The sequence below is a fragment of the Deinococcus radiopugnans ATCC 19172 genome (assembly GCF_006335125.1).
GTDB lineage: Bacteria > Deinococcota > Deinococci > Deinococcales > Deinococcaceae > Deinococcus > Deinococcus radiopugnans.
In genome coordinates this window covers 71,227-92,133 of the sequence record NZ_VDMO01000010.1, presented here as the reverse complement: position 1 = coordinate 92,133, position 20,907 = coordinate 71,227, and the positions used below count along the sequence as shown (strand labels likewise).

11 protein-coding genes are annotated in these 20,907 nt (G+C 71.3%); 9 read left to right on the top strand and 2 right to left on the bottom strand.

All coding sequences use genetic code 11. The annotated features are described in order from the left end of the window. Nucleotides 1-141 precede the first annotated feature (141 nt). The 5 genes from FHR04_RS10735 (at nt 142) to FHR04_RS10715 (ending at nt 4,648) form a co-directional block, all read left to right on the top strand. Nucleotides 142-555, top strand: coding sequence for a DoxX family protein (locus tag FHR04_RS10735; protein WP_139403186.1), 414 nt, complete (start codon nt 142-144; stop codon nt 553-555). A 270-nt stretch (nt 556-825) separates the two neighbouring features. Then, entirely contained in the window at nt 826-1,536 is a 711-nt protein-coding gene (locus FHR04_RS10730) for a phospholipase A2 (RefSeq protein ID WP_139403183.1), read from the top strand. A 275-nt stretch (nt 1,537-1,811) separates the two neighbouring features. Then, on the top strand, nt 1,812-2,489 hold the full coding sequence (locus FHR04_RS10725) for a hypothetical protein (protein ID WP_039683007.1): 678 nt from the start codon (nt 1,812-1,814) through the stop codon (nt 2,487-2,489). A 309-nt stretch (nt 2,490-2,798) separates the two neighbouring features. After that, the gene (locus tag FHR04_RS21590) at nt 2,799-3,992 is read left to right on the top strand and encodes a sensor histidine kinase (RefSeq protein WP_139403180.1); all 1,194 of its coding nucleotides are present in this window, start codon (nt 2,799-2,801) and stop codon (nt 3,990-3,992) included. Further along, on the top strand, nt 3,989-4,648 hold the full coding sequence (locus FHR04_RS10715) for a response regulator (protein ID WP_039683009.1): 660 nt from the start codon (nt 3,989-3,991) through the stop codon (nt 4,646-4,648). The genes FHR04_RS21590 and FHR04_RS10715 overlap by 4 nt, the downstream gene beginning before the upstream one ends. Before the next feature lie 18 nt (nt 4,649-4,666). Here the strand turns inward: FHR04_RS10715 and FHR04_RS10710 are convergent, their stop codons facing one another. After that, a complete protein-coding gene (locus tag FHR04_RS10710) occupies nt 4,667-7,207 on the bottom strand; it encodes a heavy metal translocating P-type ATPase (protein WP_139403177.1) in 2,541 nt (846 codons plus the stop codon). Between the two features lie 199 nt (nt 7,208-7,406). Here FHR04_RS10710 and FHR04_RS10705 point away from each other — a divergent pair, with 199 nt between their 5' ends. From FHR04_RS10705 to FHR04_RS10690, 4 genes are all read left to right on the top strand, one after another. Further along, a complete protein-coding gene (locus tag FHR04_RS10705; RefSeq protein WP_375782554.1) occupies nt 7,407-7,622 on the top strand; it encodes a CopZ family metallochaperone in 216 nt (71 codons plus the stop codon). A gap of 56 nt (nt 7,623-7,678) precedes the next feature. After that, nucleotides 7,679-7,942, top strand: a complete 264-nt coding sequence (locus tag FHR04_RS10700; RefSeq protein ID WP_139403353.1) for a metal-sensitive transcriptional regulator — start codon at nt 7,679-7,681, stop codon at nt 7,940-7,942. 184 nt (nt 7,943-8,126) lie between these two features. Beyond that, on the top strand, nt 8,127-10,253 hold the full coding sequence (locus FHR04_RS10695) for an ABC-F family ATP-binding cassette domain-containing protein (RefSeq protein ID WP_139403175.1): 2,127 nt from the start codon (nt 8,127-8,129) through the stop codon (nt 10,251-10,253). Nucleotides 10,254-10,289: 36 nt separating this feature from the next. Further along, a complete protein-coding gene (locus FHR04_RS10690) occupies nt 10,290-10,745 on the top strand; it encodes a hypothetical protein (RefSeq protein ID WP_039683015.1) in 456 nt (151 codons plus the stop codon). Nucleotides 10,746-10,948: 203 nt separating this feature from the next. Here the strand turns inward: FHR04_RS10690 and FHR04_RS10685 are convergent, their stop codons facing one another. Then, entirely contained in the window at nt 10,949-20,899 is a 9,951-nt protein-coding gene (locus tag FHR04_RS10685) for a translocation/assembly module TamB domain-containing protein (protein ID WP_139403171.1), read from the bottom strand. Nucleotides 20,900-20,907 lie beyond the last annotated feature (8 nt).

The following is a 20,907-nucleotide window of genomic DNA, read 5'->3' as shown; positions in this document are numbered from 1 at the left end:
ATGCGAAACGAACGTCTAGTCCTGAGGGAAGTGCTGACCGCATCCCCAGAGTGTATGTCGGGGGCAGGCGAGGGGAAGGCGACACCGTTTCTGAAGGGTGGCGAAACGTGGAATGGGAGTGTAGGGGTCAGACTGTCGGGCATGGCATCCTCTGTTTCTCCCGTTCAGAATCTGGCCCGCGTGCTGCTGGGCGCGGCCCTCGCCTTCGCGGGCACCGGCCACCTGACCTTCGCGCGTCAGGACTTCCAGGCGCAGGTGCCCGACAGCCTGCCGCTGAATCAGGATTTCGTGGTGCTGGCCTCCGGTGTGGTGGAAATCGGAATGGGCGCGGCGCTGATCGCCCTGCCCCGGCAGCGGGTCACCGTGGGCTGGATCCTAGCCGCCTTCTTCGTGGCGGTGTTTCCTGGCAACATCTCGCAGTACCTGACGCATGCGGACGCTTTCGGCCTGGACACAGACCGCAAGCGACTGATCCGCCTGTTCTTCCAGCCGGTGCTGGTGGCCTGGGCGCTGTGGAGCACCGGGGCGTGGGTGGCGCGGAATAATCGCGACTAGCGTCACCAGGGTGGCAAGCCCGTCCCACCTCTCGGGGGCGTGAGAGGATATGAGAGGATGGTTAATTCGGCCGAATTCTACTGCTGACTTTCGGCAGTGGGCGCGGGACGTGGGGTCACCTAAGCTCTGTTCAGTTCCACAGTTCCGTTCTTCCTGATTTCCCGCCCAGACGCGGCTGCCCGCGCCGCAGGGCAGGGAAGAGACTGTCGGACGTCGCCCCGGCCCTTTCCCCCTTGAAAGGCTCCCGGTCCTGCCCAGGAGGCCCGCGCCATGAAAACCCCCACTTTCCATTTCGGTCTCGGTGTCCTGCTGATGGGCGCCATGCTCCTGACCTCCTGCGGCTCGCAGGGCGACACGGCCAGCACGCCGCCCACACCGTCGGCCGCCGCGGCGACCGCCGCACCGACGGTGGCCGAACAGATCGCCGAATTTGCCGCGCGCCCCGAGTTGCAGGACGCCGAGAGCCAGACCATCCTGCGCGAGAACGCCGATGACCCGCTGCTGCTGCAGGGCCTGCAAGAAGCCTACGGACTGCCCAACGCGGGCCTGGACGCCGAGGCCCTGGCCCTTGCAGCGGGTGACCCGGGCCTGAGCGTTCAGGCCACGGGCAAGGCGGGGTATGCCCAGCGGGTGGCCTGGGGCAGCATCAGCCACTACGCCGCCGAGCGGCGCTCGCCCGATTACAGTGGCCTGAACTGGAACTACGACGGCTGCAGCGCCCCCAAGGGCCTGGGCCTGGGCTACAGCGACTTTTTCCGCAGTGCCTGCAACGTGCATGATTTCGGCTACCGCAACCTGCCCAAACTGATTTCCATTCCCTACTGGCCCTACAACAAGGCCCGGACCGATTCGGCCTTCCTGAGCAACATGCGCGGGCTGTGCAACAGCAAGAGCCTCTGGGCGCGTCCCGGCTGTTACGCCGCCGCGCAGGCGTATTACGTCGTGGTGCGCGACTTCGGCTGGGCCAAGTGGCACCGCTAGCCGCGCGCTAGCCCTCACCCGCCGCCCGCCCCGCAACGTCCCCCCGGACCGTTTAGTGCCCTGGCCCCCGGAAGCCCCCAGGCGCGTTCAGATCGTTTCCCGCCCTTCTCCCAGCCCCAGGAGGTCACGTCCCACCCAGAGTCCCCGCCCAGTTCATGTTCCGGTGATCCCCTCCGCTGCCGCCTCCTTTCCCCCGTCACTCCCGGCAGCGCGACTTCTCCCCAGGCGCAACCCCGCTTCAGCCCGGTCGCGCCCGTCTTCCCCGGAGGCCCACCATGTTCCGCAACACTGTTCCTGCTCGCCGCAGCGCCACCGCCGCCTTTCTGTCCCTGATGATCACCCTGAGCGCCTGCGGCCAGACCCCGCTGGCCGGCGTGCCCGTGCCTGCTGAAACCGCCGCCGAAAGTCAGGCCAGCCTGCCGCTGTCGCCCGCCGCACAGGCGAACGAGCAGCGCACGCTGGACATGGCCTCGGCGCGTGGGCTGACGGTGGTCTCTCAAATCACGCTGGAAGAGGACGGCGTGCCCACCACCTACCTGGAGGCCCAGACCCGCTCCGGCGAGGCCGTCTCCGTGCTGGGCACCGTGGAGGCCGGCACGCCGCGCTTCGCCGAGCTGCGGGTGATTCCCGAGGGCCAGCGTGGAACCGCCGGTTCCCCCTTCGTGATCGTCGGCCTGACCGCCCAGGGCACGGTGGCCACCGGCCTGGCGGCCCAGGGGGTCAGCGACTGGGTGTTTAACCGGCTGGTGTCGCTGGTCAACCAGTACAAACGTGCGCCGAAGTGGGTCAAAGCCGCCCTGAAGGGACCACTGCGTGGAATCATCAAGCTGATCATCGGCGAGGCGATTTCCAGGGGCTGCACCTATGCCTACAACGCGCTGGTCAAGAAGCTCAAGGCCTCGGGGCGCTGGGTGCCGCTGGGCCGGGACCTGCTGTGCGAGGTCATCGTCTAGCCCTGACCAGGGACAACGTGGGGCCAGAGACGCCGCGTTTCTGGCCCCTGCGCCCGGCCTCCGCCTCTTGAACCCGGTGCAGACCCGTGGCCCAGCGCGGCCCAGACCCCCTACAGTACAGGGCAATCCACACCGCACCACCCTGCCAGTTGTCCTGAATCACACCTTCCTGCGGCCCTCTTCCACCCTGCCGAGGCGACAACGATGACGGTTCTGCCCCCCTCTCCGGTTTCTTCGTCCCCCTCTCCTGCTGGCCCCGGCGTGCCGACGCTGGGGCGCTGGCCCTGGCCCAGGTGGCTCCTGACTGCTGTGCCTGCCGTGGCCGACAGCCCGCTGGCGCAGGTGCGCCGGGGGCTGCGCTGGACCGGCCTGCTGTTCTGGACGGTGCTGCTGGTGCATTCCCTGCTGGCCCCACCCAGCCGCGAGGGCCTGACCCCGGAGGAACTGCTGCCCTGGGGCGCGGTGATGGTGGCCTTTATCACCGTATTTCTCACGGCCATCTCGCTGCCGGATCAGCCGCGGTGGCAGCGGCTGGCGCTGTACCTGGCGGCGCTGGAATCGGTGCTGGCGCTGGTGGGCAACGAACTACTGGACGCCAACAGCGTGCAGGCCGGGCTGCTGGTGCTGGTGGCGGCGCAGGTGGCCGTGACCCTGCCGGTGCGCTGGATGCTGGTGTGGGTCACGGCGCAGACCGTCGCCCTGCTGAGCGTGTTCCTGACGCACTGGAATGCTGGGGACGCCTGGGCCTTCGGCACCGGCTACTTCTGTTTTCAGCTGTTTGCCATGACCACCGCGCAGACCGCCGTGCGGGAGGTCCGCGCCCGGCAGCAACTGGCGGTGGTGGTGGATGAGCTGCGCGCCACCCGCGCCCTGCTGGCCGAGGCGAGCCGGCAGGCCGAACGCTTGCAGATCTCGCGCGAGCTGCACGACCTGATGGGCCACCACCTGACCGCGCTGGGCATGAACCTGCAGGTGGCGCTGCACCAGCTGCCGGCAGGTCCGGCGCGGGGGCATGTGGAGCAGGCTGGAGAGCTGGCCCACACCCTGTTAAGCGACGTGAGAACCGCCGTGCGCGGCATGCGCGGGGCCGCCGCCCCCTGTGACGTGCGGGCCGAGATCGAGGCGCTGGCCCGCACCGCCTGCCTGCCGGTGCACCTGAGTTTCTCGCCGGAGTTCAGCGTGCCGTGCCCAGTGCAGGCGCATGTGCTGCTGCGCACCGTGCAGGAGGGCCTGACCAACGTGGTGCGCCACGCCGGGGCGCGGCAGGTCTGGCTGGAACTTGCGTGTGGGACGGCGCAGGACGGGGGGCGGCAACTGACCCTGCATGCCCGCGACGACGGCCACGGCACGCTGCGCCTTCAGCCCGGCTGCGGCCTGAGCGGCATGCGCGAGCGCATCGAGAGCGTGGGCGGCACGCTGGAGGTGCGGGCGCAGCCGGGCCAGCCCCTGGAACTGCTGGCCCGGCTGCCGCTGTCTGGCCCGGTCACAGGAGGCGCAGCATGATCCGGATCTGCATTGTGGAAGACCAGACGCTGGTGCGCCAGGGTCTGCGCAGCATGCTGGCCCTGGCCGGCGACATGACCGTGGTGGCCGAGGCCGAGAACGGCGAGCAGGCGCTGGTCACGGTGCCGGACGCCTGCCCCGACGTGCTGTTGCTGGACTACCGCATGCCCCGTCTGGACGGACTGGGCGTGCTGCGGGCACTGGCGGAGCGGGCGCAAGCCCACGGCACCCCGCTGGTGCCCACCCTGATCCTGACCACCTTCGACGACGACGAGCTGCTGCTGTCCGCCGTGCAACTGGGCGCGAAGGGGTATCTGCTCAAGGATGTGGACCTGCCGGTGCTGCTGCAGGCCATTCGCACGGTGGCGGGCGGGGGGCGCTGGCTGCAGCCCACCCTGACCGATCAGGTGCAGCGCGGTCTGGACGAACTGCGCCCGCAGCGCGAGGATGAAACCGAAATCCGCATCCTCCTGACCAGCCGCGAGCAGGAGGTGCTGCGCCTGATCGCTGGGGGCTTCAACAACCGCGAGATCGCCGGGCTGACCACCACCACCGAGGGCACCATCAAGGGCTACGTCTCCAACATCCTGTCCAAGCTGGGCGTGCGGGACCGGACCCGCGCGGTCCTGAAAGCGGTGGAGTGCCGGCTGCTGTGATGGCTGGACGCAACCGGCTCAGGAGGTCTGCGGCAGTGTGGGAGACACTGGATTGCCAGTCCTTCCAGCGGCGCTGGCATCGCCCCCCAGCGGCGGTTTGAACCCCCGCAGCCGCAGCGCGTTGCTCAGCACGAACACGCTGCTCAGGCCCATCGCCGCCGCCGCCAGCACGGGGGAGAGGGTGATGTTCCACGCCGAGAGCACACCCGCCGCCACCGGAATCAGCAGGATGTTGTAGGCGAAGGCCCAGAACAGGTTGACGCGGATGTTCCGCAGCGTGGCCCGCGAGAGGGCGATGGCGTTCGGCACGCCGCGCAGGTCACCCGACATCAGGATCACGTCGGCCGTCTCTACCGCCACGTCGGTGCCGGTGCCAATCGCCACGCCCACGTCGGCGCGGGCCAGGGCGGGCGCGTCGTTGATGCCGTCGCCGACAAAAGCCACCTTGCGGCCCCCGGCCTGTAGTTCCTGCACGGCGTCCGACTTGCCCTCGGGCAGGACTTCGGCCAGCACGCGCGACACGCCCACCTCGGCGGCCACGGCCTGCGCGGTGGCGCGGGTGTCGCCGGTGATCATGGCGACTTCGGTGCCCTGTCCCTGCAAGGTGCGGATGGCGTCCACGCTGCCTGCCCGTACCGGATCGGCCACGCCCAGCAGTCCGGCCAGTTCACCGTCTACCGCAACGAACACCGGGGTGCGTCCGCGTTTTGCCAGGGCGTCGGCCTGCGCTTCCAGGGCGCCCAGTGCCAACCCCAGTTTCGCCATGTAGCGGGCCGCGCCCACCTCCACGCGCTGGCCGTCCACGGTGGCCTGCACGCCGTAGCCGGGGATGGCCTGGAAGTCGGTGGCGGGGGAGAGGCTATTGACGTCATTTTCCTCGCCCAGGGCCGCCCGCTCAATCGCCCGCGCCAGCGGGTGTTCGGAGGACGCCTCGGCGGCGGCGGTCAGCCTCAGCAGTTCTCCATCACCCTTCAACCATCCACCATTCACCACCACTTCCGTCACCTCGGGCCGGCCCTGTGTGACCGTGCCGGTCTTGTCCACCGCCACCACCTGCGCGGCCCCCAGGCCTTCCAGCGCCGCGCCGCTGCGGAACAGCACGCCCATCTGCGCGGCCCGTCCGCTGCCCACCATGATGCTGACGGGGGTGGCGAGGCCCATCGCGCACGGGCAGGCGATGATCAGCACGGCCACGGTATGCACCAGGGCATTCGCCAACGCGCCCTCGCCCCCGATGAACATCCAGACCGCGAAGGTCACGGCGGCAATCACCAGCACCACCGGCACGAACACGGCCACCACCCGGTCGGCCAGCCCCTGGATCGGTGGGCGGCTGGCCTGCGCGTCCTCCACCATGCGGATAATGCGCGACAGCGCGGTGTCGGCCCCCACCCCGGTGGCTCGGAAAGTCAGCGCGCCGGTGCCGTTGACCGTGCCGCCTGTGACCCGCGCGCCTGCCGTTTTCTGCACGGGGACGCTCTCGCCGGTCAGCATGGACTCGTCCACGTAGCTGCTGCCGTCCGTCACCTCGCCGTCCACCGGCAGGCGTTCGCCGGAGCGCACCAGCACGTGGTCGCCCACGCGCACGTCGTCGGCAGGGACTTCCACCACGCCGCCGTCCCGCTGCACGCGGGCCACGTTGGGTTGCAGCGCCAGCAGCGTCCGCATGGCCTCGCTTGAGCGGCCCTTGGCCAGCGCCTCGAACAGCTTGCCCAGCAGGATCAGGGTGATGACCACGCCGGACGCCTCGTAATACACGTGGGCGCTGCCTGCCGGAAACAGGCCAGGAGCCAGCGTGACCAGCAGCGAGTACCCGAAGGCCGCCGACGTGCCCAGCATCACCAGCGTGTTCATGTCGGGGCTGCGGTGCTTCAACGCCGCCCAACCGCTGCGGTAGAAGCGCAGGCCGGGGCCGAACTGCACCGGGGCGGCCAGCGCCAGCATCACCCAGTTCAGCGTCTGCATGCCCACCCGGTCCATCAGCCACAGGTCCAGCGCGGGCCAGAGCATCGGCAGCATCGCCACCAGGAACAGCGGAATGCTGAAGGCGGCGGCGAGGGTCACCGAACGCCGCAGCGCCGCGATTTCCTCGGCTTTGCGGGCGCGGTCGGCGTCCAGGCGCGACTCCGCCTGCGTGGCCTCGTCGGGCACGTCATAGCCCGCCTCGCGCACGGCCTCTTTCAATGCGGCGGGGGAGGTGGCGGCGGGCAGGTACGTCACGCTGGCCCGCTCGGTGGCGAGGTTGACGCTGGCGCTCAGCACGCCCTCGGCCTTTTGCAGCCCGCGTTCCACCCGCCCCACGCAGGCCGCGCAGGTCATGCCCTCTACCGGGAAGGACAGTTCCGCCGTGCCCGCCTCGTAGCCGGTGTCCCGCACGGTCTTCACCAGCTGGGCCGGGGTGGTGAGCGCCGGATCGTAGGTCACGCTGGCCCGCTCCGTCGCCAGATTCACGGCGGCGTCCTGCACACCGTCCACCTTTTTCAGGCCGCGTTCCACCCGGCCCACGCAGGCGGCGCAGGTCATCCCGCCCACATCCAGAGTCAAGGTCTTCGTCGTCATGTGAACAGTCTATCCCCCTGGGGAGGGTAAGGCAAGATGGGCAAGGGTGATGGTAAATGCTTGATGGAGCGAGGCTCTGCGCTTTTGGCAAGCCCGAGCTGACCGAATAGAAAATCTTCCCCCTTGGACCTTCAGACCCTTTGACCCTTAGGCCTTCCTGCTCTTGACCTTCCTCCCCCCCAGGGTCTAGAATTCAGCCATGACCCACACCATGACCACTGAACTGAAAGTTGACGGCATGACCTGCGGCCATTGCGTGAAAGCCGTGGAAAAGGCGCTCAAGGGCGTGACGGGCGTGCATGACGTGCAGGTGGATCTGGAGGCCGGCAAGGCCACCGTCCACGGCGACGCCGATGCGGGGGCCATGATCAGCGCCGTGGCGGAAGAAGGCTACGCCGCGCAGGTGGCGGGTTGACCGACGCCTCTGCCGTGGCGGACGCCCCCCACTGCACCGCCGAGGGCAAGCTGTGCATGCCGGAGGACGCCCGCAAGCGCGCCCGCCGCCGCCTGAGCATCGCGCGCGGTCATCTGGACAGCATCGTGCGGATGCTGGATGACCCGGATGTGTACTGTGTTGACGTGCTGCGGCAGATCAAGGCGGTGCAGGGCGCCCTGAGCGGCGCGGGCGACGTGGTGCTGCGCGGCCATCTGGAAGCGCATGTCGCCACCTCTGCCGGACGCGGCGACAGCGTGGAAATGGTGGAAGAGGTGATGGAGGCGTTGCGTTACCGCTGACGCCGCACCGCAGGCCAGGTCTTCATTCCAAAGTCAAACCGCCAGGGCCGCCCGTGCGCTCCGGCGGTTTGTCCTTTGGCCCATACCCTGCAGACGCTGAATCCTGCTGGCGGCCACAGGCGGCCCGCGCAACTGGGCCTTTTCGCCGATTCTTTCCTGCCGCGCGTGCGCTAGCCTCCTCCCCGTGTCCACGCTGATCGCCGCTGAAAATCTGACCGTGTTCTACGGGGAGCGGGCGGTGCTGCGTGACGTGTCACTGAGTGTCTCGGGCGGCGAGCGCGTGGCGCTGCTGGGCCGCAACGGGGCCGGCAAGACCACGCTGCTGCGCGTGCTGACTGGCGAAGTGCTGCCGGAGGAGGGATCGGTGTGGCGTGCGGACGGCCTGCGCGTCGGCGTGCTGGAGCAGCACCACACGCATCCCGCTGGCAGGACCGTGCGCGCTCTGGTGGACGCCGCGCACCCCTACCGCGAGCTGGAAGCCGAGCTGCTGGCCCTGGAGGCCAATCTGGGCGATCCCGCCGTGCTTGCCGCCTGGACCACGCTGAACGCCCGCCTGGAAGACGCTGAGGCGTTCGCGTGGCCCTCGCGGGTGGCGCGCGTGCTGGGCACGCTGGACCTGACCCGCTTTCTGGGCCGCGAGGCCGCCACGCTGTCGGGCGGCGAGCGCACCCGGCTGGCGCTGGCGCTGGCGCTGGCCCGCGAGCCGGACCTGCTGCTGCTGGACGAGCCCACCAACCACCTGGACATCCGCATGCGCGAGTGGTTGGAAGGCTGGCTGCGGGCGTTCCGGGGCGGCGTGGTCCTGACCAGCCATGACCGCGACTTTCTGGACGCGGCGGCCGGGGCCGCCGGGGGGCGCAGCCTGTGGCTGGAGGCGGGCGAGGCCACTGCCTACCCCGGCGGCTACACGCGGGCCAGGGCGCAGCGTGAACTGGAACGCCGCACCCAGGAACGCGCCGCAAGGCTCTCGGCGCAGGAGAGTCGGCGGCTCTCGGACAGCGCGGAGAACCTGGACCGCTGGGGCCGCCGCTCGCGTGGCCTCAAGTCCCGTGCCGGACGCCTGCCCACCGCCGAGGCGCCGCTGCCCGAGCGCCAGTTGCGGATGCGGCTGCTGGCCGGCAGCGCCCGCGCCCCGCTGGTGGCCTGGGGCGAGCACCTGTCCAAATCCTACGACGGGCGCAACGTGATCTCCGGCGTGGCCTTCAAGCTGCGTCAGGGGGACCGCGTGGCTTTAATGGGCGCCAACGGCACCGGCAAGACCACACTGATGCGGCTGCTGGCCGGGGAGGAGCAGCCGGACCCGGCGGCGGACCTCGGCGTGGCCGCTCCGGTGTTGCGCGTGGCAAACGGCGTGAGCGTGGCCAGTCTGGACCAGACCTGGCACGGCCTGCTGCCCGGCGAGGGGCTGCGCGCCCAGTTCGAGCGCCGCTTCGGCGCGCAGGCCGCCCCCCTGCTGGGCCGTGCCGGTTTCACCGAGGCCGACTGGCCCAAGACGCCGCGTCAGCTGTCGGGCGGCGAGCGGGCGCGGGCGGGGCTGGCGCTGGTCAGCGCGCTGCGGGCCGACCTGCTGCTGCTGGACGAGCCGACGAACCACCTGGACATCGAGGCGCTGGACGCGCTGGAGGCCGCCGTCCACGCCTACGGCGGCGCGGTGGTGATCGTGACCCATGACCGCCGCTTTGCCCGCGAGGTCGCCAACCGGCTGTGGGTCATCGAGGACGGCCAGTTGCGCGAGGTCAGCGGCTGGGGCAGCCGGGAGTACACGGACCCGGCCCGGCACCTGCGGGGCGACCCGCCGCCGCCGCCGCCCCGGCCCACCGCGCGGCAACGGCTGGTCCACATCGAGAACCAGCTGGCCGAGGTCCGGCGGGCACTGGATTCCACGCCCGGCGGCCTGAGCGGGCGCGAGGAAGCGCGGCTGCGTTCCCAGGCCCATCAATTGCAACATCATCTGTATGACCTGTACGCCGAGGCCTTTGCCGCCCCGCAATACGATTTGCAGGTCCGCGAGCCGCCGCTGACGGTGCGTGCCCAGCGGCTGGGAGACCCGGCGGTGGGCGGGGGCGGCATGTTCTGGGCGGCGCGGGACGAGAGCTGTCCGCACCTGGCCTGGGACGGCACCGTGCTGCGCTGGAGCGCTACGCCGCCCGCGTGGTACGGCGCGGCGCTGCTGGGCGGGGCGCTGCGGATTCTGTTCGAGCACTGGAACGTGGGGCGGGTCCGGCTGGGCGAGGACGGCCCCCCGCTGACCCGGCGGCACTACTTCGAGCGGCTGGGCCTGATCCGCGCCGCCGCGCCGGCCCCAGCCTGAGCCCACGGTCAGGCCACGCCCGCTATACTTCCGCGCATGGACGACCTCATCAAGGGACGCCTCGGGGGCGCGGACGGATACGACATCCGCTGCACCATCGATGGCGACACGATTTCGGGCCGCGCAGGCGGCAAGCTCCACGGCAAGGACATCGATCTGGAAATTACCGAGCGCGGCGTGCAGGGCACGGTGGGCAATGATCCTGTGAAGATCGAGCTGGACGGCGGCGAACTCAAGGGCAACGTGGGCAGCCAGAAGCTGGTGCTGCGCGGTGTGGACCGCGTGACCGGCTTCATGGGCGAACCCATCGTGGGCTGGAACGTGGTGGCGCAGCAGACCGGCGAGCGCCTGACCGGGCAGCTGGGCAGCACCGTGCTGGGCCGTCCCTTCGAGCTGGAACTGGGCAGCGCCCCCGGCTGGGTGGGCACCCTGGTGGCGCTAGTGGCGTTCTACGCCCTGGAACCCCGCGCCAGCGTGACCGTCAGCCGCTAGAGCATTTGTCAAAAGAGCTGTTTCCTTTTGACCGAACGGAGTGAGTGAATTTCAACGAGCAGTTGAGAGAATGGAGGCATCAGAAGTCTTCTTTTCTGATGCTGCAATTCGGACAACTGCTCTAAGCTCCTCAACCTCTGGAAGGGCCGCCGAAAGTGGGCGGCCCTTCCTCGTTTGACCCGTTGCTGGGGCGACGAACTGACTTACCGTCCCCCGATCCGGTACGTCACGCCGAAGCGGATGCGCGTGCTGACGTCGCCGTTCTGCACGCCGATGCTCAGGTTGGTGCGCGGGTTGACGTTGTACCCGGCGCTGAAGCTGGGGCGCAGGCTGCCCAGGTCCAGCCCGGTCAGCGGCGTGCTGACCCGGAAGGTGAAGCGGTCGTCCGGGGTGCTGTAGGTGGCGTCCAGCAGGCCCTGTCCCGCCAGATCCACCTGATACTGCAGGTACAGGTCACGGGTCAGGTACGAGCCCAGCGTCAGGGTCGCGCCCAGGTTGCCGTCCTCGGCGGTCAGGTTGGGGGTCAGGCGGAACACGTCCAGCCCGAAGGCCTTGGCCAGGGTCCGTTCCAGCTCGCCCAGCACGAAGACGTTCAGGGCGGTCTGCACGGCGCTGGCCCCCAGCGCGCCGATGTTGCCGGGCAGCGCGGTCAGGTTGGGCACCCCGGTGGCGACCAGCGCGTACAGCTCCGGCTCGGTGTAGTCCTGACCGGTGTCGGGATTGCGGCAGGCGCTGCCCTCGCTGGTGCAGCGCAGCGTGGTGTTCAGGTCCAGGGCCGCCTGACCGTCGGCGCGGGTCACGAATTCGCCGCGCAGGTTCAGGGTCACGGGCACGCGCTGGCGGGTGGTGACGGCCTGCACCTGCCCCGCCGCCGTGATGTCGAAGGTGGGCAGCAGGCCCTCGCCGCCGAAGGTCACGCTGCTGCCCGCCAGGGTGAATTCGTTCTCGCGCAGGTAGATCAGCCCACGCTCGGAGCGGACACTGCCGCTCAGGCGTGGCCGCGCGCCGCTGCCCGCCAGGGTCAGGCCCGCCGTACTGAATTCGGCGCGCGCCAGGCTCTCGTCGACCCGGACGCCGCCAGGCGCGCGGATGGGAAGGTCCTCGAACACCACCCGTTCCAGAAAGGGACGCGCGGGCCGGGGGGCGGCCTCACCGGTGGGCGCCGGGGCCGGGAAGGTGGAGTAGATCTCGGGCAGCGGGCTGACGTAGTTGTCGGTGGTGCGCCCGGTGCCGCTGCCCGGCCCGTTCAGGGTCTGTCCGTTGGTCTGTCCCAGCGTGGGAATGGTGGCTTTCGCGTCGGCGCGGCCCAGGATCAGGCGCTGGAAGCTGGCCGCGCCGCTCACGCGGATCAGGGTGCCGTCGTCCACCGCGCGCAGGTCCGCGTTCAGGGCGCTTTCGCGGGCGAAGATCACCGACAGCGGCAGGTTGTAGTTGCGGGCGGTCAGGGTCAGGTCCAGGGTGGGCGAGACCTGCCCGGTCAGCCGCAGGGTGCCGGCCCCACTGGCCGCACTGCTGCTGCGGCTTGCGGCGTCCACCGTGAACGCCTCGCCGTTCTGGGTCAGCACCACCGTGCTGTTCGGCAGCGCACCCAGGCCCTGTGGGGCCAGCAGGCCGCTGAAGGCCACGCGGGTGCCACTCAGCCGGCCCAGCGTGAGCTGCCCGCGCACGTCCAGCGTGCCGTTGGCCCCCAGCGCGCCGCCGGTCAGGACCGTGCCGCCCGCCGTGAACGCGCCGCTGTCGGGCAGGTCGCCCGCGAAGCTGGGAATTTCCAGGCTCAGGCCCGCCACGCTGCCGCTGAGGTTCTGCACGCGCAGCAGCCCGCGCGGGCGCTCGTAGGTGCCCGCCGCGCTGAGGGTCAGGCTGCCGCGCAGGCTGGGGTCCAGGTCCGCCAGACCGGGAATCAGGCGCAACACCGGGGTAAAGGTGGTGTTGGTGAAGCGGGCGTTGAGGTCGACGGCCTGCCGGGTGTACTGGCCGCGCACGTCCCAGGTGCCGGCCCCGGTCAGCTGAATGTTCACGCCGCGCAGTTCCCGCCCGGCGTACTCCAGCGTCCCGGTGCCGGTCAGCGTCTCGGTGGAGGCGGCCTCGCCCGCGCCGCTGCTGGCGCTGACCCGGATGCGCTCGGCGACCACGTTGGCGCTGCCGGCCAGCGGATCGGCCAGCGGGAAGCGGAAGCGGGCCACCCCGGTCACGACGCCCTCGCCGGGGGCCGCCCCGGTGAAGGCCGCCACCAGCGCCCCCACCGGCAGGGCGCGCAGGCTGCCCTGACCGAAGACCTCGCCGCTGCCCTCCCCGGCGGTGCTGAAGCCGGCCGTGAAATCCGACTGGCCCAGGAAGCCGCGAATGCGCCAGCTGCCCCCGGCCAGCGTGCCCTCCAGCCGGGCCGGCAGCGTTTTCGGCCCCACCATCAGGCCCTCCGAGCGCAGCACGAAGGTGCCGCCGCCGTCTTGCAGGTTGGCGTTGCCGCTCAGCCGTCCCGACAGGTCGGGGGCAATCTTCAGGTTGCTGATCTCCAGATCGTCCAGCACAGCCTGGGCGCTGTAGCCCTCGCCGGTGGGGCGCAGGGCCAGCAGCTCCAGCGGCGCGTCCGGCAGCAGATCGGCGATGCCGCCCGAAGCCGCCACGCTGGCGCCCCCCACCTCGTTGCGGGCGCTCAGGGTGGCCCCGAAGCTCTGGCCCTTGAGGTTCACCTCGCCGTCCACGGTCAGCCGCTGATTCGCCACCTCGACCGGGTAGGTCACGGCACCCAGCCGTCCGGTCAGGCCGCCGCTGTCCAGGCCCACGTTCACGTTCAGCGTCCCGCCCTGCTGGCGCAGGCTGCCGGTCAGCCGTCCGGTCCAGGTCTTCTGGCCCTGCAGGGCGTTCAATTGCAGCGTGCCGGAAGGCAGCGTGAGCTGCGCCGCCACCGTGGGCCGTCCGCCGCGCAGCGTCACGTCCGCGCGGCCGTCGCCGGACAGTTGCAGCCCCAGGTACGGCACCTCGGCGGCGGAGGTGAAATCCGTGACTTTCACCGACACCTGCCCGTCTTGCGTGCCGGTGTCCAGGGTGCCGCTGGCGGTGAGGACGCCGTTCAGGTCTGGGATGCCCAGGCGGGCCAGTTGCAGGCCCGGCAGACTGGTCTGCAACTGGCCGTCCCTGAAGCTCAGGGAGCCGTCGCGCTCGCCGTCACTGACGCGCAGGTCCGTGCCCGCCAGCGTAGCCGTGCCGCTGGCCCGCCACTCGCCCCGGCGCACGCTGAGCAGCACCCTGGGATCGGCCAGCGCGCCGCTGGGGGTGACGCTCAGGCTCAGCTCGGGGCGGGTCAGGCTGAGCGCGCCGTCCCAGCGCCACTCGCCGTTCTGGCCGGGCCGCACGCCCACCGCGCCGTTTGCGCTGGCGCCGGGACCGTCCACCAGCCGCACCTGCACGCCGGTCTGCGCGGCCACGATGCGCGCCCCCGCTCCCAGCAGTCCCGCCGTGCCCCGCGCCAGCGGGTGGGCCAGCGGTCCCGAGACGTTCAGCACCGCCGGGGCCGTCAGCACGTCGCCGCTACCGCCCAGCGACGGCCCGCCGGTCACGCGCACGTCCCCGTGCCAGCCGGTGAAGGGATCGGCCCGCAGGTCCACCGCCGCCGCCAGGTTCTGCGGCCCCTCCAGCTGGCCTGCCAGGGACAGTGAGCGGGCACGGTATTTGGCTGTCAGGACCCCCCTCAGCGTCCCGTCGGCTGTCAGGTCGAGGTCCGCGCGGCCGTCCAGCCCTGCCGCACCACTGACCCTCACGGTGCTGCCCGCCGCGCTCAGGCGCAGGCCGTCCAGCGTGACCTTCCCAGCGTCCAGCGTCGCCACGGTTTTGCCGGCCTGACCCAGGGTGCCCATCACGTCGTTCAAGGTGCCGCCCAGCCGCCCCGCCGTATCGGCCAGCGTCACGCCGTAGGCCGAGGCCCCGCGCGAGACCACGGTGGCCGCAACGGTGGGGGCGCTCAGGGTCCCGGCCAGCGTGGCGGCGACATCCAGCTGCCCGCTGCCGTTCACCCATGGCAACGGTGTCAGGCTCAGGCTTCCGGTGAGGCCGGGAATAAATCCCTGACCCTGCTGAAGCGTGACGGTGCCGCTGCCCAGACTTCCGGCGTCCAGCGCGTAGCCGCCGCGCCCGTCGGCAGTCAGGTTGAGGGTATCGTCCACTCCAGCCAGCGTGGCCTGGACGGTGCCGGCCAGCCGGGGCCACACGCCGTTCAGGTTCACCGTTGCCGTGTTGCCGCCGCTCTGGACCGTGCCGTAAAGCTTGGCCCGCAGCGTTCCAGCGCTCAGGTCCAGAGCCTGTGCGTCGGCGTAGAGGGTGCCTCCTGCTGCGCCCAGCAGCGTGATGCGGGCCACGGCGTGGGGATCACGCACGCGCCCGGCAAGGGTGGCGAGCGCATCGAAGCTGCCGGTCCGGGCGGTGACCGAACCTTCCACCGCCGGGTTGCCCACCGCGCCGCGCAGCGTTACGTCCGCGCCCACCTTGCCCCCGTTCAGAACAGGTGAGTTCAGGAAGCTGGTGCCCAGATCGCGCACGGTCACGCGCACGCCGTCTGGCAACTGGCCCTGGGCTTTCAGCACGCCGCCGCGCAGGCTGCCGCTCAGGGCCGTTCGCAGGACATCCTGGCCGCCCGCCCGCCAGCGGTAACCCGCGTCGCCGTACAGGCTGAACGGCCCGGCCTGCTGCTGCTGGCCTTTGAGGGCGATATTTTGCAGTTCCAGCACCTGGGGTCCGGCGGCCAGCGTGCCTGCCGCCTCTACCCGGCCCGCGAAGGTCAGGGCGTCCACGTCCAGCCCGCGCGGCAGCAGGCGGGCGAGCCGCAGGGTGCCCGCCTTCAGGCTGGCCACGTAGCGCCCGCTCTCCAGCGCGGCGCGGCCGGTCACCACCGGCCCGTTCAGCTGCGCGCTGACGTTCCCGCCGCGGTAGGAGGCCGCCAGGGTGCCGCTCAACTCGTTGCCGCTGTCCTGCAGCTTTCCGGTGAAGCTGCCTTCGGGGGCACTCCAAGACGCGCCGCCCACGGTGGCGGCGCCGCTGACGCGCAGCTGTTCGGGGCGGCCCCACAGCGCCCCCACGTCGAAGGCCTGCAGATTCAGGGTGCCGCCGGGCCGGAAGGCCAGATCGGCGGGCAGGCGGCCGGTCAGGCGGGCCTGGGTCTTTCCGGTGCCCACCAGTGCGGCCACGTTCAAGGCCCCATCGCCGTCCAGCACCGCGTCCAGTGGTCCGCCGGGAACGTCGCCCACCGCGCGCAGGGTGCCGCTCCAGCCGGTGCGGGCGTTCCAGCCGGGATGGCCGCTGAGGCGCACGCTGATGGGCGCGTCGGCACCGCCTCCCAGGTAGGTGGCGTTCACAGTCAGATCGGCCCTGGACACGCCGCCCAGCGCATTCGTCCCCAGCTGACCGCGCAGGGTGCCGGCCAGTTTCGTGCCGCTCAGGCCCACCTTCCAGTCCTGGCCCAGCAGGCGGGCGCTCAGTCGTGTGCCCTGGGCCTGAAGACCGGCGAGACCCTCCTTCAGCACGCCCTGCACGTTTATATCGGGCTTGCCGTACGCCCCCGTGATCTGCACGGTGTAGCTGCCCGGTAGCAGCTCGGTGATGGTGGCCTTCGCGCTCAGCCTCAGCGCTGGAAACACCGGCCCGCTGGCCCGCACTGTGCCCTGCGGCAGCGTGGCCGTGGCCCCCTGTAGGCGCAGCACGCCGCCCCGGTAGGAGGCGGGAGCCTGAACGTGAACTCCTGCGACGGTGCCGGCGGTGTTCAGGCGCAGATCGGCCAGGGTGCCGTCCAGCGTCGCCGTCAGGTGGCCCGCAAGGTCTGAGCCCAGAACAGGTTTCAGATCGGGCACGCTGACGCTGCCCGCCGTATTCCAGGCGGCAAGTCCCTTGCCTGCGCCCTGATTGACGGCCAGATTCAGGGCCGCGCCCGCCACCGTCCCGTCAAGCTGGACCGAGGCCGCGTCCGTGGTCAGGCCCGTCGCTGCCACGGTCACGTCGACTGCCCGCTCGGCGTACTGCCCGGTGGCGCGCAGGGTCAGCGTGTTCTCCGCGTTGCCCCGGAGTGTCGCCTTCAGCCCGTCCAGTGTCAGGGCGGCGTTGGCCTGCGGGTACAGCGGCCCGCGCAGCCGCACGTTCAGGCCCGCCAGGGTGCTGTTCAGATTGGCACTCACCTGTCCCCTCGCCAGGGCAATGTTTCCTGCGGCCCGCTGCCCCTGCGCGCTCAGGTCGAGGCGTGCCTGCCCACTGGCCTGGGCAATGTCCAGCTGAGGCACACTCAGGTCGAGGGTGGCCCGGCCCCTCAGGTCGCTGAGCGGGTCACCCAGCACGGGCTTCAGTGCGCGGGCGTCCAGCGTGGCCCCCCTGATCTTCAGAGTCTGACCGGCGTAGGTGAAAGGCAGCCGCGCCCACGGGTGGTCCAGAGCACCCGAGGCCGAGACCGCCCCCTGCCAGTTCACGCGGGCCTGCAGGTCCAGCGGCTGGCCCAGGTAGCGGGTGCCCGCGCTGCTCAGGGTGGCTCCGGCCTGCGACAGTTGCGCGGTCACGCGGCCCGGCAGCACCTCGGCCCGCAGGGCTGCGGGCAGCAGCGGCAGGGCGGGGGAAAGGCTGGCCGTGACCGCGCCGCCCAGTTGCGGCAGCACCTGCACCCGCCCGCTCAGCGGCCCGAACGGCACGGCGGCCAGCGTCTCGTTCCCGCCCACCAGCCTGACCGTGCCGGGCGTGCCCGACAGCGCGTAGCGGGCGGTCAGCGTGCCGCTCCATCCTCCGTTCGAGTACGTCAATCCGCCCACCGTCGCCCGCCCCCCGGTCAGCGACGCCGTGAGGGGAAAGCGCTGGGCCGGCACACTCAGGGTCAGCGGAGCCGCGCCGAACCGCTGCGCCCTGAGGGCAACCGTCCCGCGCAGGTCAGACACGCCGCCGCTGGCCTGGGCGGTGAGGTACGGCCCGCTCACGTTCAATTTCAGATCGTCCAGCGTGGCCGGGAGGGTCAGGCGTCCGCTGGCGCTGACCGTCTGCCCGGCGATCTCGCCTGCCGCGTTGATGCGTCCGTTCTGCGCGTTGACGGTCAGGGGTCCGGCCTGCAGGGTGCCGCTCAGAACGCCGCTGCGCGCCTGCAGGTCGCCTGTCAGCTTTTGCCCCGCCAGCGTCAGTCCGCGCGCCTGGACGTCGAAGTCCGAGAAGCCGCGCAGGTCCACGCGGGCCGAGCCGCCCTGGCGGTCCCGCACGGCAATGCGTCCGCGGGGCTCGCTGCCGCGTCCCTGCACCTGGCCCTCCACGAACAGTCCGCCCGCGATGGGGCCGCGCACGTTGACGTCGTAGCGCCCGTCCGGCAACGAGGCGGTGCCGCGTGCGCTGAGGCCCTCGCGGTCCGTGAGCAGCACGTTCAGGTTGCTCCATGGGCCGCTCAGGGCCACCGTGTACTGATCCAGTTGGCCGCGGGCGTCCACCGCGCCCCGGAAGGCGCCGCTTTCGCCCGGTCCCCAGGTGGCGCGGCCCTCCACTCGGCCTGTCTGCCCGAAGGCGGTCAGCGCCTGCGTGCCGGTCACGCGGGCCAGCCCGGTGGCGCCGTCGTAGGTCACGTTCAGCTCGCCCCAGCTGCCGCTGACCGCCAGCCGCGGCGTCAGGGTGCCGCTCAGGTCCACCGCCTGGGGCGGCAGGGTCACGCCGCTGAACGACAGTTCGCCGCTGCGGCCCGTGACCCGCGCCCGCAGCGCGTCGTAGGGGCCATTCACCGCCGCGTTCAGCGTCTGCCCCTGCGCCGAGACGGTGCCGCTGACCGCCACCCGCGGGTAGACCTGTCCGCTCAGGCGGGCGGTGGCCTGGGCATAGTTCGCTTTCAGGTCCGCCGTCACCGCGCCGTCCGTGCGGTTCAGTGTTCCGGCCACGTCTGCCCCCGCCACGCTGGCGTCCACGGCCACCGTCCCTCCCCGCCCGGCCAGATTCAGGTTCAGCGTGCCGTTGAGGTCCGGCAGGTTGACCAGCGGGCGCAGCGCCGCGAGGTTGACGCGCCCGCTGGCGTCCACGTTCTGGCCGTCGATCACGCCCCGCGCCGTCTGCCCCGCCGTGGTCAGATCGAAACGGACCCCCGCGTCCGTCAGGCTGAGATTGCCCTGAATGTCGGCGCCCTGCAAACGGGCCGCCGTGTTGTAGGGGGCTTGCAGTTGGGTATCGGCCAGCACGGTCACGCCGTTCGCGCTGCCGCGCAGGCTGGCGCGGGTGCCGCGTCCGGTGGCGGTCAGGTCGAAGCCGTTGCCGCGCGCCGTCAGGGTGCCGAAGGCCTTGAGGGTGTTGGTCACGGTCACGTCGCCGCTGACCCGCAGGCCGCCCGCGACCGGCAGATGGCGGAGCGTGACCGGAAAGGCGTCGCCGTTCCAGCGCAGCGCCTGCTGACCAGAAGTGAAGGTGCCCTGCTGCCGCAGATAGTTCACGCTCAGCGGCCCGCTGAGGGTCTGGGTCACGCCCGGCACGCGGGCCGTCAGGGTGCCGGTCACGTCGCCGCTGGTCAGGTCCAGTCGCCCCGCGCCGGACAGGGTCAGGCCCGCGCCCTGCACGTCGCGGGCGCGCCAGCTGCCCTGAAAGTCGCGATTCAGATCGAGCTGCACCGTTCCCGCAGCCCCGCTGGTCAGGGCCGCCTGCAAGCCCTGCCCGTTCAGGCGGGCCGTGCCGGCCAGCGGGAACGGTCCGGCCGCGCCGTCGGTGATCACCGCCCGCAGGTCGTCGGGCGTGCCGCTCAGCGCCACCCGCGCCCGCGCCGCGCCGTACTCGGGCTGGATGAGCGCGTTCAGGCGAGTGTCCTTCAGATTGAAGGTGCCCGACAGCGGGCCGCCCAGCCCCTCCCCGTTCAGTGTGACCAGATTCTGCGCGTCGATGCTGGCCTGCACGTTCAGCGGCTTTTGCCCGAACGCGCCGATCAGCTGGGCCTCGCCCATCTGCCCGAAGGTCCAGTTGCCGGTCAGCCGCTGCGGGGCCTCCCCCAGCTGGGTGTCCGCGCTGAAGGTCAGGTCGTTGTTCTGCGGCGCCTTTTCCCCCGCGACATGCCCAAAGGCGTAGCTGGCCTGCGCGTCGCTGAACTCAATGCCGGCCAGGCGCCCGGTCCCGGTGGCCTGCGCCGAGACCCGCACGTCCTGCCAGCCACCCGCCGTGACCCGTAGCGCCAGCGTGCCCGCACCCGTGGTGCCCAGCGCCTGCGCCAGCCCCGAGACGGTGGGAGCGGCGTCCGCCGTGACCGCCCAGTGCTGGGCCTTCAGGTCCACCCGCCCCGTGGCCGTCACCGGGCCGTTCCAGCCCTGCCCAGCCAGTGTCACGTCGATGTCGTCGCCCCGCTGGGTCACGGTGCCGCCGATGCCGGTGACCGTCACGAATTTCGCTTCCGGCACGCGCAGGGCGGCGCCGGTGAGCTTCAGATCGCCGCGCAGGGGACCGTCGTTCAGCACGTACGTTCCGCGGAGGCGCCCCGCCGTCACGCCCGGCCAGTAGAAGTTGATGATCCGGGCGTCCGCGTTCAGATCGGCGGTGATGACGTTATTGTCGCCCAGGGTCACGTCGGCACTCAGTTCGCCCTGGGGCGTGCGACCCTGCACATTCCAGCCGCCGTCCGGACGCGCCGTCACCTGGAACTGCCCGTCCGGGATCTCGCCCTTCTTGCCGTCCACGTTTACGCGGGTGTTCTGCACCTCGACCCGGCCGGGGATCACGGTCCAACCGGCGCCGCCGCCCTCGCCGCTGCCCCCGCTGTCCAGGCTGCGGATCAGCTCGTCGGCGTTCAGGTTCACGGTGGCGTCGCGCACCGACGCGCCCAGCCGCAGCGTCCGGGTAAAGGGGTTGAACGCTTCCACCGTCACGCCCGCCGACCCGGCCTGCGCGTCCACACCGGGCCGGGTCAGCGTCACGCCTTCAAGCCGTGGCGCCCAGACTGGCCCGGTCACCCGCCCGGCGCTGAGGCCCAGGGCCGGGCCGGAGCGGGCCAGCAGCCAGCCGCCGAACAGGGTGGGGGAGAACACCACCACCAGCGCCAGCACGGCCAGCAGGCCCAGCACGGCCCACGGCCAGCGCCGCCGGGCGGCGGGGCGGGCGGGTTGACGGTGTTCAGGCTCGGCGCGGACCTCGCGGGCCGCCGGGTCGTCGGTCACGCGCCCCCCACGCCGCGCCCGGTCCAGTTTCTCTCGCATTGTTCCTG

What these genes read in the sequence shown, in the direction of transcription:
- FHR04_RS10735 (WP_139403186.1), top strand. Translation starts at nt 142, where the DNA reads ATGGCATCCTCTGTTTCTCCCGTTCAGAATCTGGCCCGCGTGCTGCTG.
- FHR04_RS10730 (WP_139403183.1), top strand. Translation starts at nt 826, where the DNA reads ATGAAAACCCCCACTTTCCATTTCGGTCTCGGTGTCCTGCTGATGGGC.
- FHR04_RS10725 (WP_039683007.1), top strand. Translation starts at nt 1,812, where the DNA reads ATGTTCCGCAACACTGTTCCTGCTCGCCGCAGCGCCACCGCCGCCTTT.
- FHR04_RS10715 (WP_039683009.1), top strand. Translation starts at nt 3,989, where the DNA reads ATGATCCGGATCTGCATTGTGGAAGACCAGACGCTGGTGCGCCAGGGT.
- FHR04_RS10710 (WP_139403177.1), bottom strand. Translation starts at nt 7,207, where the DNA reads ATGACGACGAAGACCTTGACTCTGGATGTGGGCGGGATGACCTGCGCC.
- FHR04_RS10705 (WP_375782554.1), top strand. Translation starts at nt 7,407, where the DNA reads ATGACCCACACCATGACCACTGAACTGAAAGTTGACGGCATGACCTGC.
- FHR04_RS10700 (WP_139403353.1), top strand. Translation starts at nt 7,679, where the DNA reads ATGCCGGAGGACGCCCGCAAGCGCGCCCGCCGCCGCCTGAGCATCGCG.
- FHR04_RS10690 (WP_039683015.1), top strand. Translation starts at nt 10,290, where the DNA reads ATGGACGACCTCATCAAGGGACGCCTCGGGGGCGCGGACGGATACGAC.
- FHR04_RS10685 (WP_139403171.1), bottom strand. Translation starts at nt 20,899, where the DNA reads ATGCGAGAGAAACTGGACCGGGCGCGGCGTGGGGGGCGCGTGACCGAC.